Origin of the sequence: Ruegeria jejuensis (assembly GCF_041537905.1) — a bacterium.
Taxonomy (GTDB): Bacteria; Pseudomonadota; Alphaproteobacteria; order Rhodobacterales; family Rhodobacteraceae; genus Ruegeria_C.
On sequence record NZ_JBGRUO010000007.1, the window covers coordinates 59305 to 72598 of the forward strand.

The window sequence follows — 13294 nt, forward strand, 5'->3', positions numbered from 1 at the left end:
GTTTTCCTCCTCTGAAAACGTGGGCAAGAATCAACGAGCGTTGGTGAAATGAGTGATGATTTCGGGAAACAGGAAGATCAGTGCCCCAGCGGTGAGCATCAGTCCAAGGAAAGGCACGACCGACGCGTAGATCTGGGTGATTGGTGTCGTGGGGCTCAGCGTCTTGAGGTAGAACAGGTTATAGCCGAAGGGCGGTGAAATGTAGCCGATGCACAGGTTCAGCTGGAACAGCACGCAGAACCAGATGGGATCAACGCCGAGGCCCGCCACAATCGGGTAGAAAATTGGCAACACCAGCAGGATGATCCCGACCGGATCAAGGAACATGCCCAAAACCAGCGTGACAGCCTGCATCAGCAGGATCATGACCCAAGGGCTGACATCCATGGAGAGCAGGACGCCTTGCAGAAAGGCTGTGCCACCACCACTGCCATAGATCGCAGTAAAAGCCGAGGCGCCGAAAACGATCCAAAGCACCATGCCGGTCACGGTGGCGGAGCCATAGCTGACCTCTTTGATATAGTTCCAGGTCAGTTCGCCGCGTATCGCAACCGACAGGGTCACGGCTGCGGCCCCTACGGCGGCGGCCTCGGTCGGCGTGGCGATCCCGGCAAAGATCGACACCAGAACCGACAGGATAACGACCAAAGGCAGGATCACGGATTTCAATGAGATCAGGCGTTCCTGCAAAGGGGCCTTTTCTGTCGCGGCTGGTGCAAGATTTGTGTTCATCATGCTGCGGATGACGACATAGAGCAGGAAACACCCCAGCAGGATCAGGCCTGCGACCATGCCGCCTAGAAACAGCTTGCCCACCGATTGACCGGTTTGCATGCCGATCAGGATCAGGGTGATCGAGGGCGGGATCAGAATCCCCAAGGTGCCGGAGGCTCCGATCGTGCCTAGAACGAAGTTTCGGTCATAGCCCCGCTGATCCATCGCGGGGATGCCCACCATGCCGGTGGTGATGGTGGAGGCCGCACAGCTGCCCGTCATCGCAGAAAGCGTCGCCGCAAAGCCCGAGGTGCCCAGCAATAGCCCGCCTGGCATGCGGCCGGACCACAGATAGAAAGCGTGATAGAGATCTTCGGCGATTTTGGATTTTGCCAGTGCCACACCGATGAAGACGAAAAACGGAATCGAGGACAGCAAGATTGACCACATGCCCCCGAACATCGTGGAAACGATGGAATACATACCGTTGGGGCCAAACATCAGATAGCCGAAGATGACAGCAGTGCCGCCCATCGCGAAAGAGAGGGAGACCCCCAGGATGATGGCCAAAAGCACCATCCCGAACATTCCCAGGGTCAAGAGTTCCGGGCTCATTTCAGATATCCCCTTCAACGGTAATATGTGGGTTGATGATCGTGATGAAGGAGCGGAGCGCCTCGACGATGCCTTGCACTGTGATCATCAGGGAGCCGACAAACAGCGCCAGTTTCGGCGGCCACATCGGGTGAGCCAATGCGCTGTCGTCCAGCTCGTTGAACTGCCAGGCATCGAGAAAGAACAACCAGCCTTCGCGGGTGAGGACCAGACCCCAGAGTACCAAAAACAGGTAATTGAGCAGATCCAGAGCGGCAGTGGAACGGGGGCCGCGATTATTGAGAAGAATGTCCACCCGCACGTGGTCACGTTGGATCAGAGTGTAGGCGCCGATCAGAACAAAGTACGAGCCGAAGATGCGCTGCGTATAGCCATGCGCCCATAGTGTCGGTTGGCCAAAGCCGTATCGCGCGACCACCTCGTAGCACAGCACGACAATACCAGCCCAAATCAGGAAACTGACGGCTTTGCCGATCATCGCGTTGATGGCAGTGATGAAATCCAGGATTTTCATCACGAGTCACCGGGGCTTGCATTACCACGCTCTATTGCTTGTTGGGCCCGGATTGCGAAACGTTCTGCGAGCGGTGCGAGGCGAGCGGCTTCTGCGGAGGCAGCGTTGCCGGCGCGCGCCCGGTCGGCGATGCCGACGAAGATCACCGCAAAGCGGAAAAAGGCGAAAGCGACATGGAAGGGCTTCAGCGCGGCGGTTGGGATTGCGTGGGCGAAGTATTCCGCCACAAACTCATCCATCGTTGGAATGCCGCCGTCTTCCCAGTCTGTTCCCAGAATGCCGCCATATTCCTCGGGGGTTGTCAGCCAGGGCATGATGCAGAAGCCCAGATCGGCCAGCGGTTGTCCAAGCGTCGACAGTTCCCAATCCAGCACGGCGATGACGCGTGGTTCGGTCGGGTGGAACATCATGTTGCCCAGGCGGAAATCCCCATGGGCGATTGAGATGGCACCGTCATCCTCGGGCATGTTTGCAGGCAGCCACTCGACCAGCATATCCAGTTCCGCGATACGCGGGCCGGTCGAGTCCTGATATTGCCGGGTCCAGCGGTTGATCTGGCGTTCAAAGTAGTTTCCGGGCCGCCCATAATCACCCAGACCAACCTGATCGGGGCGCACCGCATGCATTCGCGCCATTGTACGGGCCATATCCAGATACATTTCGCGGCGATGTTCAGGCGAGATATCCGGCAAGGTACAATCCGAAATCACCCGACCATCTAGCCTGTCCATCAGGTAGAAGGGCGTTCCAACAATGCTGGGGTCTTCCTCAAGCCATAAGGCGTTCGGGACCGGGACGTCGGTCTCCGCCAGCGCGTGCAGGACGCGAAACTCGCGCTCGACCGCATGCGCACCCTTCAGAATGGGCCCGTCCGGTTTCTTGCGCAGCACCAGTTCGCGGGTGCCCCAGGTGACGAACCATGTCGGGTTGGATTGGCCGCCGCTGATCGGTTCGGCCGTCAGCCCGGACTGATCGGGCAGCTTCGCCGCCAGCCAAGTTTCGAGGGGTGCAAGATCAAGAGTCGTCATCGTTTGCCATCTCTTTCGCTGTTTCGCGCAACAGGAATTTCTGGATTTTCCCGGTCGCCGTCTTGGGCAGTTGACCGGAAATGAACCGCCGCGGGCGTTTGAACCCGGCGAGGTTTTCCCGGCAGAATAGCTCGATACCGTCCAGATCGACGTCGCGCCCGTCGCGCGTTTCGATAAAGGCCCAGCCGGTTTCGCCCCATTTCGGATGAGGCGCGGCGACGACGGCGGCCAGAAGAACATCAGGGTGCCGCTGCAGGACCGCCTCGACCTCAAGGCTCGAGAAGTTCTCGCCGCCGGAAATGATGATGTCCTTGGATCGGTCCTTGATTTCGATCTGGCCATCAGGGTGCATCACCGCCAGATCGCCGGTATGAAACACACCGCCTGCAAAGGCCTTTTCGGTCGCCTCCGCATCTCGGTAATACCCGGCCATCAAAGTGTTGCCCCGCAAGACGATCTCTCCAACCGTTTGCCCGTCCTCTGGCACGTCATTGCCTTTGTCATCGACAACGCGGGCCTTGCCTGCGGTTTTGTGGCGGCGACCCTGCCGGGCCAGCATCTCGGCGCGTTCGTGCAGCTCCTGCGAGGCATCCGGGTCCGGATCGTTGATCGTCGCGGGCCCATAGCTTTCGGTCAGGCCATACAGGTGCATCAGGTCAAACCCCAGCGCCTCGAGCCCGGCCAGCAGTGTCGGTGTGGGCGCGGCCCCGCCGGTTCCGACGCGGACGCGGGTCTGTGTCGGTGCGTCCATGTGATCCAGCAGCATATACAACACCACAGGTGCACAGCACATATGGGTCACATTTTCCTGCGTGATGGTCTGCACCACCAGCGCCGGATCGACCTTGTCGAGGCACACATGCAAACCCCCCGCCGCAGTCACCGCCCAGGTATGTGTCCAGCCGTTGCAGTGGAACATCGGCAGCGTCCACAGATAGCGGGTCCGTTGGTCGAAGCCCAGGCCGGCCGCATTGCTGATTGCGTTCAGATACGCGCCGCGATGGGTGTAGACGACACCTTTGGGTCGGCCCGTTGTGCCCGACGTATAGTTCAGCGCCAGAGGCTGAAACTCATCGTCGACGCTACCCAGCAAATCAAGCTCTTCCACCGCACCAGCAAAGAAGTCCAGACCGTCCTCAGCGCCCGGCTCGGGGCAGAGCCGGTGGAAGGGTACCGGGCAGTCGGGCAGGGTGATCCGCGTGGCGTCTTCGCACAGAACCAGCGTGCTGCCTGCATGATCGAGTATGTAGGCGACCTCGTCGTCATCCAGCCGTGTGTTGATCGTGTTGAGCACGGCCCCAAGGGCGGGCACGGCGAAATGTGCGGCCAGAAGCTCGGGCCGGTTGGTCAGGATCAGTGAGACGACATCCCCCCGACCAACACCCTGCCTACGCAGCCATCCGGCCATTCGGGCGACCAGTTCACCGAACTCAACATAGTTCCAGGTTTGTCCGCGCCACGCGACGGCGGGGCGCGTCGTGTGAACTTCCAAAGCGCGTTCCAGAAAACTCAGCGGCGTAAGCGGGCCAAAGTTTGTCGGGCGCGGTGCCAGATGTGGCTCGCGAAACATGTCCTCTCCTCCCAATGTCAGGTCGCTGGATCAGTCAGCGGACTCCCATTTCCAGAAATCCCGTTTTTGATCGGTCAAATGACGGTTCAGAACCATCTGATGCACTTCATCCGCGCCATCGACCAACCGGGCCTGACGGGCATAGCGGTAGATCCATTCCAGAACGGTATCCTGGCTGTATCCGCGTGCACCGTTGATCTGGATCGCCACATCGGCGGCCTTGTGCAGCAGGTTCGCGACGTGGATTTTGGCCATCGAGACCTCTTTGCGCGCAAAGCTGCCCTGATCGAGCGCCCAAGCTGCCTTTATCACCAGCAAGCGCCCCATTTCGATGCCCATGGCCAGATCGCCCAACTTGATCTGAATGCTCTCGCGATCTGAAAGCCGTATCCCAAAGCCGTGGCGGTTGGCGGCGTATTCCGTTGCGATCTCGGTGCAACGTTTGGCAAGGCCCAGCCAACGCATGCAATGGGTCAATCGTGCCGGGCCAAGCCGCATTTGCGTGACCTTCAGACCCAGCCCCTCGCCCAGCAAAACGCGGTCGGCGGGCAGTTCCATGTCTTCATAGACAATCTCGCAATGCCCGCCATGTTCTTCGGGGCCCATGATCGGAATGCGGCGTTCAATGCGCCAGCCAGGCTCATCCTTGTGGTGCAGGAACGCGGTCAGGCCACGGCGGGGGTCGTCCGAGGTGCGTGCCATTGTGATGAAATGGCTGGCATCGGCAGCACCTGTGATGAACCATTTGCGCCCGCGCAGAACGTAGCCGTTGTCGGTTTTGGTGGCCGTCGTCAGCATCATTCCCGGATCGGACCCGCCGCCCGGATGCGGTTCGGTCATCGCAAAGGCAGAGCTGACCTCGCCTGATACGATCGGGTTCAGCCAGCGCTCTTTCTGGGTATCGGTGGCAGCCTTTTCCAGCACCATCATGTTGCCGTCATCAGGTGCGGCCGAGTTGAAGACGACCGGGCCAAAGATTGACCGGTTCATTTCCTCATAGCAAACCGCCATGCCAACCTTATCAAGACCCTGGCCACCAGTTTCTTCTTTGAGCTGAAGGCACCACAGACCTTCGGCCTTGGCTTTTTCCCGCAGCGCCTCCAGCCAATCCTTGGCGATGTTGCCATGCTCATCCCAGCTGTCGCGGTTTTCCTCGACGGGAAGGATTTCGTTGGACACAAAGGCGGCGATGCGCGCGCGGTAATCCTCGACCTTGGGCGAAATGGTAAAGTCCATGATGACTATCCTTTATAGAGATGACACGAGATGGCCGCCGTCGACGGCGATGTCCGCACCGGTCATGTAACGACCCAGATCCGACGCCAGCAGAAGGATGGCGCCGTCCAGATCCTGCGGTTGACCCAGGCGTCGCTGCGGCACGCGCCGGATCAAAGCCTTGCCTGGTTCAGAGTCAAAGAACGCGCGGTTCAGTTCCGTCTCGATATAGCCGGGGCACAGGGCGTTGACGCGAATACCGTACCGTGCCCATTCCAGCGCCAATGCTCGGGTCAGTTGCAGGACACCGCCCTTTGAGGCCGCATAGGCCGCGACATGGCCAGCCACGCGTTTGCTCAAAATTGAGGCAACATTGACGATGCTGCCTCCTTGGCCTGTTTCCTTCATTTGCCGTGCGGCGGCTTGGGCGACGTGGAAGACGCCCTTGAGATTCGTGTCAATGATGTTGTCGATATCATCCTGCGTGTGATCCAGCGCCGAGGCTGACACGGTCGTCCCGGCGTTGTTGATGACGATGTCAAAGCCTTGTCCCTCAAATCCCGCCTGCACAGAAGCCGGATCGGAAACATCAAGCTGGAGCGCCTGCGCCTGCCCGCCGGAGGCAACGATCTCTGCGCACAGATCTTCGACCTTACCAACCCGGCGCGCGGCGGCGGTGACATGGGCACCGTGCTTTGCAAACAAACGGGCAAAATGTACACCAAGACCTGACGACGCCCCCGTCACTAGAACGCGTTTTCCGGAAATTCCGGGCACGGCAGCAGCCGTATCTGATCGGGTATTGGGTGCCACTTCGAATCTCCTCCAAAAATCGAGCGTTCGTTCGTTTATGCAGATTTATTTGCCGGTTGTCAATCGAGCGTTCGTTCGGAAATAAAATATGGCGGTTATTCTTGAAGGAAATCCCAAGATGGCGCTGACCAAATTAGGATCATTGGATGCGGGCCTTTCAAGGAATTGTTGTTGTCTGCGTGGTGCTGTTGTTCCGACGCGGTTTAATCGGCGGGCTTCTAGCGCTACGGAAACATTGAACGGGCGCATTTGATCGCGGGCAGAGCTATTTGGAAAAGGGAATCGCAGGTCGGCTGCTAGCTTCACCGACCATTTCGGGATCCCCGAAACCTATCAGGTGTCAGATCGGAGGAGGCCCTGGCCGTCACGGCAATGACAATCCACTTCCGCATGTTCCTATCAACCGGTTCTCGATTCAAGAATTTGCCGAGAACATTCGCACTACCTAATGCCAAATGCTGGAAAGGGCGCCGCGCCCGGGGTTTCAGCTCAATAACAACGTCTCCCACTTCCATCTGAGATGCTGGCGAGTAGCTTGGTGATAACGTTTTGCAGAATGTATTGACTCGTGGTGTCGTATTGATCATTCTCTATATTGACACAAAAGTGCCAATATACAGAACAACAGATGGAGAGAACGATGTTTGCTAAAGGAGTGATGGCAGGGCTTGCCATGACCGCCGGTTTGGCATTGCCAACCGCATCAATGGCAGAAAGTCCTACAATAAAAGCCATTGAAGAGCGGGGAACAATGCTCTGTTCTGGCCACAATGGCAGCTACTTCGGGTTTGTCGAAGTAAACGACAAGAACGAGTGGAAGGGTCTCGACATCGACCTCTGCCGCGCGATGACGACGGCCCTTTTGGGCGACCCGGAAAAGGCGCAGATCGTGCCGTTGAGCTGGGCACAGCGGTTCCCGGCGCTTCAATCCGGCGATGTTGACATCATCATCAAAGCCACCGGCTGGACTATGGGTCGCGACACCGAGTTGGGTCTTCAGTTCTCGATCCCCTACTTCTTTGGCGGTGCGCAGTTCATGGCGCATGGCGATCTAGGTGTTACCGAAGCCAAAGACCTTGAAGGCGGTACAATCTGCGTCGAGGCTGGCACCACGATCGAACGGATTGCGGCAAACTATCTGCAAAGCCTGGGTGTCGAGCACACGATGGTCAGCTATGAGAAAGCGTCGGAACTGCGGGCGGCTTATCTGGCCAATCGATGCGACAGTTTCGTCGCCTGGGGGCCGTTCCTGGCGGTTTTGCGCGCGACCGAACTGGACAACCCGGATGCACATGTGATCCTCACCGATCAATTGTCCAACGAGCCGATCTCGGCCGCGATGCGTCAGGGCGATGAGGAGTTTGTGGACTTCACCAACTGGATGCTGGCGGCCCTTCTGATCGCAGAAGAAGAGGGCATCACCTCGGAAAATGTCGAAGAGATGGCAGCCAACCCGCCGAACCCGAAGATCGCGCGCCTTCTGGGCACGGAGCCCGGCATGGGCGAGCGCCTTGGCATCCGCGATACATGGGCCCGCGAGATGATTGCCGCAGTCGGCAACTACGGCGAAATCTATCATCGCAACCTGGGTGACGACAGCCCCTACAAGCTGGAGCGTGGCCTGAACAACCTGTGGAGCCATGGTGGCGTGCTTTACGCGCCGCAGCTCGACTAAGGTAAGAAATGTCTGAGGGCTGTCAGATGTTGGCGGCCCTCGCCTCAATTTCCCGAACAAGAGATCTCGAGATATGGACGTTGCCGAACTCAAGGCGCGCGCCCAACGGCGCAAGCTGATCATCCAAGGGCTTATTATAGCCGTTACTGTCTTGGCAGTTTACGGCGCCATTCAAAGTGCGAAGGTCAACCTGAGCGCGCTTGGGCTTACCAGCGGTTTCGGATTTCTGGAGCGATCCACAGGCTGGTCATATTCGTTTTCCCTGATCGATCGGGACATAAGTGACAGTTATGCGAGAACGTTGACAATCGGATTTCTCAATACCTTGTTTGTTGGCGCTCTGACGATCGTCCTCTCAACGGTCATCGGGTTTTTGATTGGAACGTTCCGCGACTCGCGAAATCCGGCGCTGAAAACCGCGGCGACGGTCTACACTCAGATTTTCAGAAACATTCCGCTCATTCTTCAGGGTATCTTCTGGTACGCCATTATGATCCATCTGCCCGGCCCTCGGCAGGCGATGTCGCTTTCAGACGGCGTATTCCTGTCAAATCGCGGCCTGATGGTTCCCGTATTGAACCTGCCCCTGATCGTGGCGCTGGTCTTGGTTCTGATCATGATTGGGGCCGTGTTCTTGCTGCGAAAGGCGCGGATCGGGATCTTTCAGTCGGCGATCGCCTGGGTCGGCCTGCTGGTGCTTCTGCTGCTGGTCGCGTCGGGTCTCTTTGTGCCAACCGGCGAGAGCGTGTTCTCCTGGCCCGAGTTGAAAGGACTGCGGTTTGTCGGGGGGCTGACGATCTCGCCAGAGCTCTTGGTGATGATCATCGCGATCGTTCTGTATGGTTCCGCATATATCGCTGAAGTTGTTCGCGGCGGTCTGGCAGAGGTTCCAAAAGGGCTGATCGAAGCCGGTGAGGCGTTGGGCCTCAGCCAACGTGCCATCTGGTCTCGTATCAAGATGCCGATGGCGCTGCGCACGATAATCCCGCCCCTCGGCAATCAGTGGATCTTTATCATGAAGGCCACAACGATTGGCGTCGCCATCGGGTTCTCTGATCTCTTCTACATCGTTTCGACGTCGATCACCCAGTCGGGTCAGACGCTGGAACTCATCGCGATCCTGATGGGATGTTTCCTGCTGGTGAACTTCTCGATTGCCCAGTTTGTCAACTGGCTCAACGACAAACTCAAGCTCAAGGCGCACTGATATGGCAACTGTAGCAATGTTTGGGAATTTCGACTGGAAACAGTTCAAGCGGCGGGCATTCTCCACGCCCACCAATTCGGCGATCACCATCATCGTTTATGCGGTTCTTTTGTGGCTGGTCTGGACGGCGATCAACTGGGCGCTCATCAACGCGGTCTGGAGCGCCGACAATGTCGAGCAATGCAACAAGGAAGGCGCGTGCTGGTCAGTCATTGACGCACGGTACCGGCTGATCCTGTTCGGTCTGTATCCGTTTGACGAACATTGGCGGTCAACGCTGGCGTGTCTGGCAATCGTGGGCACCATCGTGCTGTCCTGCTTTCCATGGACCTGGAGTGCCAAGCGTTTGTCGGTGATCTGGATCGTGGGATTTGCGGCATATTACCTGCTGATGGAGGGCGGCCTTCTGGGTCTTCCGCAGGTCACCACGGATCAGTGGGGCGGATTGGCCCTGACCCTGTTCCTGTTCTCCAGCGTTGTCCTGATCGGGATGCCGATGGGGCTTGGCCTGGCTTTGGCGCGTCGATCCGAGATGCCGGTTTTGCGCACATTCGCATCACTGGTGATCGACCTGATACGGTCGCTTCCGTTGTTGACCACGCTGTTCACGGCTGCTGTCGTGATGCCGATCCTGCTTCCAAGCTGGCTGGAAGGGGACAAGATCTGGCGCGTGATCATCGCGTTTGGCCTGTTCTTTGCCTGTTATCAGGCCGAGGTGCTGCGTGGTGGCTTTCAGGCGATCCCGAAGGGGCAGTTTGAGGCCGGCAAGGCACTGGGTCTCACCTATTGGCAAATCCTGGGTCGCATCGTTCTTCCGCAAGTGTTCCGCCACGCTTTGCCCGCGACCATCAACAATGTTGTTGTGACGTTCAAGGAAACGGCCATCGTCATCATCATCGGCTTCTTTGACATTCTCGCCTCTGCAAATGCCGCGTTCGGTACGCCTGAATGGGCACCGTATTATCTAGAAGTGCTGATCTTCGTTGCGCTTATCTACTGGGTCTTCCTGTTTGGCCTGGGCCAGTATGGCGAATACCTGAAGCGCAGGATGAAAGTGGCAGAGCGGTAGTATCAGATCATAGCTATCGCAAAGAAAGCCGCCCGTTTTCTCCCGACGGGCGGTTTTTTTGTTGCTGGATGGCTAATGTGAGAGGCGAGCCCAATGGTGGATAGGCGTCAAAGCTTGTTGACGGGGGTTTTGAGCACCATGTTGCCGTCGTCGTCCTTGGGCACTTCGCCGCCGCGCATGTTCACCTGAAGCGAGGGCAGGATGAGCTTTGGCACGGCAAGCTGCGCGTCGCGTTCTGTACGGAACTTGATGAAGTCTTCGCGTGACTTGCCGCCGCCGACATGAATGTTGTTGGCGCGCTGTTCGCCAATCGTGGTTTCCCAGGATATCGCGCGCCCGCCCGGTCCGTAGTCGTGGCAGATGAAAAGCCGTACCTCATCGGGCATCGACAGCACCCGCTGGATCGAGTCATAAAGCTGCCCTGCATCGCCGCCGGGGAAGTCGGCGCGCGCTGAGCCGCCATCGGGCATGAATAGCGTGTCGCCCGCAAAAGCGGCATCGCCCATCACATGCACCATGCAGGCTGGGGTGTGGCCGGGCGTATGCAATGCAAAGCAAGGCAGACCGCCCACTTGATAGGTGTCATTGTCGGAGAAGAGCTTGTCGAACTGCGAGCCATCGCGCTGAAACTCGGTCCCCTCGTTGAATATCTTGCCGAAGGTATCCTGAACGGTCAGCACGTGCTCGCCGATACCTATTTTGCCACCCAACTCTTGCTGGATGTAAGGCGCGCCGGACAGGTGATCGGCATGGACATGGGTCTCGATGATCCATTCCAGCGTCAGGCCCTGTTCGCGGATAAAGGCGATCATCCGGTCTGCGCAATCGAAGGTCAGACGCCCCGCAGCCGGATCGAATTCCATGACCGGATCGATGACGGCGCAGGCGTTACTGTTCGGGTCGCGCACAATATAGCTGATCGTGTTTGATTGCTCGTCAAAGAACCCGGTGACATCGGGTTTCGCATTGAGATCGATGGGCGGGGTCGTCATGTTCGGCCTCCTGGGTTTAGTCGATTATAACCTCTCCGTTGGGGCTGCGAAGCGCAAACGAGAGCGCGGAGGGGCCTTCGGATATCTCGGCAAGATGCGAGATGTTCAGAGTATCAAAAATGCCTTGCAGGCGGGATGCATCAGGTGTGCTGATCCGCACTGTTTCCAGTTTCACGTCCAGGTCCTGTTGTCCGGTCGAGGGGTGCGGCCCCGGCGACCATTCGATGAAAGCAGGCAGCAGGCCGCCTTCGGGCAGATGACCATCCTTGGGGACGGTCAGGCGCCAGGTGCGGTCGCCGCGCTGGAAATCGACGATCTCGCCCAGATCGACCGGGCTTGCCGCGATTACGGCATCCAGATCGCTGGTGTTCACCACCCAGCACAGCGCACGCGGCCGTTCCTTGATGCGTGCTTGCGTGGCGGGGTCGTCAAGCGTGAACCAGCGAGTGCGCCCCGGATCGGGGGCGTCCGGGTCAACGGCGATCAGCTCAAAGAAGCTCTCATTGCCTGCCTGCATGACGCAATTATGCGTGCTCATCGCATCGTGTTTGGAGCCTTGCGGCACCTCTACACCGAGGGCGTCCTTCATGGCGGAAACACCCTGCGCGAGGGTATCGGCTCCGACGGCAAAATGGTCGATTTTATTGAGCATTCTGTATCCTTATGGGTCAAGGAGGGGAAGGGCCGCGAGGAGGTCAGCCTTCAGGCTTTCAAGGTCCTCCAGCCCGATATTGAAGCGGACGAGCTGGCCGGGTTCAGACCAGCCCGTTGCAGTGCGTACCGGTGTCACCGGAAGAACCAGGCTTTCAAAGCCGCCCCAACTGACACCGATGCCGAAATGATGCAGTGCGTCGACGAAGGCGCGCACAGCGCTTTCGTTGGTGGTGTGAAAGATCACGCCAAACAGGCCCGCTGCTCCGGTGAAGTCGCGAGCCCAGTTCTCGTGCCCGGGGCAGGAGGGCAGCGCGGGGTGCAGAACCGTCTTCACCTGCGATTGTGTGGCAAACCAGTTCGCCATTTCACGGCCCGCACGATCGATATGATCCAGGCGGAGCTTCAGGGTTCTCAAACCGCGCAGGGCCAAGAGAATCTCCTGCCCGCCGGTCTTGTCGCCAATCTGCATGACCGTCTTGCGGATGACCTTGGCATAGGCAGCGTTGCTGGCGGTAATACCAAGCATACAGTCGGAATGCCCGGAGATGTATTTGCTGCCCGAATAGACCACAATATCAACACCCCAGGCGAGGGGCTGGCTGAAGACCGGCGTACCCCAGGTGTTGTCAAGCACGGTGGCGACATCTGCCTTTTGCGCAGCACCCGCGATGGCACGGATATCGGGCATCTCGAACGTGCCCGAGCCGGGGCTTTCGAACATGATCGCAGCAGTGGTTTCGCGTATCAGCTCTGCAATGCCTGCCCCGATCATCGGATCGAAATATTCGACCTCGACGCCCTGTTGGGTCAGCAATCCATCACAAAACGCACGCGTGTTGCCATAGACATTGTCGGCGACCAACAGATGAGCGCCCGGGCGGGTCAGCGCCATCAGTGTTGTGGAGACCGCCGCCACACCGGAAGACGTAAGCGTGACCGCTTCGGCACCTTCCAGTTTTGCCAGCATCGTTTCCAGCTTATACGTCGCGGCGTTGCCGTAGCGCCCGTAATAGAGCGTGCCACTTTCATAGCGGGCATCGCGCGCGCGCTCGAACTCCGCTAATGTGTCGAAGACCATGGTCGAGCCCAGTTCGATAGGCATGTTCACATGCCGACCCTCAACGCGATCCGGTCGTCCGTCCTGCACCAGGCAGTCGGATAAATTTACAGGGGTATCCCGCACTTTTGTGCCCTCTAATTCGATCATTAGGATGACAGTCCCTTTCTG

At 58.4% G+C, this 13294-nt stretch carries 13 protein-coding genes; 3 read left to right on the plus strand and 10 right to left on the minus strand.

The window, feature by feature from the left end; genetic code table 11:
• Nucleotides 1-30: 30 nt before the first annotated feature.
• The 7 genes from AB1E34_RS10195 to AB1E34_RS10225 all read right to left on the minus strand — a co-directional run bounded on the left by AB1E34_RS10195 (nucleotide 31) and on the right by AB1E34_RS10225 (nucleotide 7204).
• A complete protein-coding gene (locus AB1E34_RS10195; protein ID WP_372572236.1) occupies nucleotides 31-1329 on the minus strand; it encodes a TRAP transporter large permease in 1299 nt (432 codons plus the stop codon).
• A 1-nt stretch (nucleotide 1330) separates the two neighbouring features.
• Nucleotides 1331-1843: a TRAP transporter small permease subunit gene (locus tag AB1E34_RS10200; protein ID WP_372572237.1), complete on the minus strand. Its 513-nt coding sequence runs from the start codon at nucleotides 1841-1843 to the stop codon at nucleotides 1331-1333.
• On the minus strand, nucleotides 1843-2871 hold the full coding sequence (locus AB1E34_RS10205) for a phosphotransferase family protein (protein WP_372572238.1): 1029 nt from the start codon (nucleotides 2869-2871) through the stop codon (nucleotides 1843-1845). The genes AB1E34_RS10200 and AB1E34_RS10205 overlap by 1 nt, the downstream gene beginning before the upstream one ends.
• Nucleotides 2858-4441, minus strand: a complete 1584-nt coding sequence (locus tag AB1E34_RS10210; protein WP_372572239.1) for an AMP-binding protein — start codon at nucleotides 4439-4441, stop codon at nucleotides 2858-2860. Before AB1E34_RS10210 ends, AB1E34_RS10205 begins: the two co-directional genes overlap by 14 nt.
• A gap of 30 nt (nucleotides 4442-4471) precedes the next feature.
• Nucleotides 4472-5677 carry an acyl-CoA dehydrogenase family protein gene (locus AB1E34_RS10215; RefSeq protein WP_372572240.1) on the minus strand — a complete coding sequence of 402 codons (1206 nt, stop codon included), beginning with the start codon at nucleotides 5675-5677 and terminating at the stop codon, nucleotides 4472-4474.
• Between the two features lie 12 nt (nucleotides 5678-5689).
• Nucleotides 5690-6469 carry an SDR family NAD(P)-dependent oxidoreductase gene (locus AB1E34_RS10220; protein WP_372572241.1) on the minus strand — a complete coding sequence of 260 codons (780 nt, stop codon included), beginning with the start codon at nucleotides 6467-6469 and terminating at the stop codon, nucleotides 5690-5692.
• 489 nt (nucleotides 6470-6958) lie between these two features.
• Nucleotides 6959-7204 (minus strand): hypothetical protein, encoded by a 246-nt coding sequence (locus tag AB1E34_RS10225; protein ID WP_372572242.1) that lies wholly within the window; start codon nucleotides 7202-7204, stop codon nucleotides 6959-6961.
• A 16-nt stretch (nucleotides 7205-7220) separates the two neighbouring features.
• Between AB1E34_RS10225 and AB1E34_RS10230 the strand changes: the two genes are divergently transcribed.
• The 3 genes from AB1E34_RS10230 (at nucleotide 7221) to AB1E34_RS10240 (ending at nucleotide 10420) form a co-directional block, all read left to right on the plus strand.
• Complete coding sequence (locus AB1E34_RS10230; protein ID WP_372572243.1) at nucleotides 7221-8144, plus strand: transporter substrate-binding domain-containing protein; 924 nt, start codon at nucleotides 7221-7223, stop codon at nucleotides 8142-8144.
• A 73-nt stretch (nucleotides 8145-8217) separates the two neighbouring features.
• On the plus strand, nucleotides 8218-9351 hold the full coding sequence (locus AB1E34_RS10235; protein WP_372572244.1) for an ABC transporter permease subunit: 1134 nt from the start codon (nucleotides 8218-8220) through the stop codon (nucleotides 9349-9351).
• Between the two features lies 1 nt (nucleotide 9352).
• Nucleotides 9353-10420 (plus strand): amino acid ABC transporter permease, encoded by a 1068-nt coding sequence (locus AB1E34_RS10240; protein ID WP_372572245.1) that lies wholly within the window; start codon nucleotides 9353-9355, stop codon nucleotides 10418-10420.
• Nucleotides 10421-10527: 107 nt separating this feature from the next.
• On the opposite strand, the gene AB1E34_RS10245 is transcribed toward AB1E34_RS10240, so the two are convergent.
• The 3 genes from AB1E34_RS10245 to metC are packed head-to-tail and all read right to left on the minus strand — an operon-like array spanning nucleotide 10528 to nucleotide 13273.
• Nucleotides 10528-11412, minus strand: a complete 885-nt coding sequence (locus AB1E34_RS10245) for an MBL fold metallo-hydrolase (RefSeq protein WP_372572246.1) — start codon at nucleotides 11410-11412, stop codon at nucleotides 10528-10530.
• Nucleotides 11413-11428: 16 nt separating this feature from the next.
• Complete coding sequence (locus AB1E34_RS10250) at nucleotides 11429-12064, minus strand: VOC family protein (RefSeq protein ID WP_372572247.1); 636 nt, start codon at nucleotides 12062-12064, stop codon at nucleotides 11429-11431.
• Nucleotides 12065-12073: 9 nt separating this feature from the next.
• The gene (metC, locus tag AB1E34_RS10255) at nucleotides 12074-13273 is read right to left on the minus strand and encodes a cystathionine beta-lyase (RefSeq protein ID WP_372572248.1); all 1200 of its coding nucleotides are present in this window, start codon (nucleotides 13271-13273) and stop codon (nucleotides 12074-12076) included.
• Nucleotides 13274-13294 lie beyond the last annotated feature (21 nt).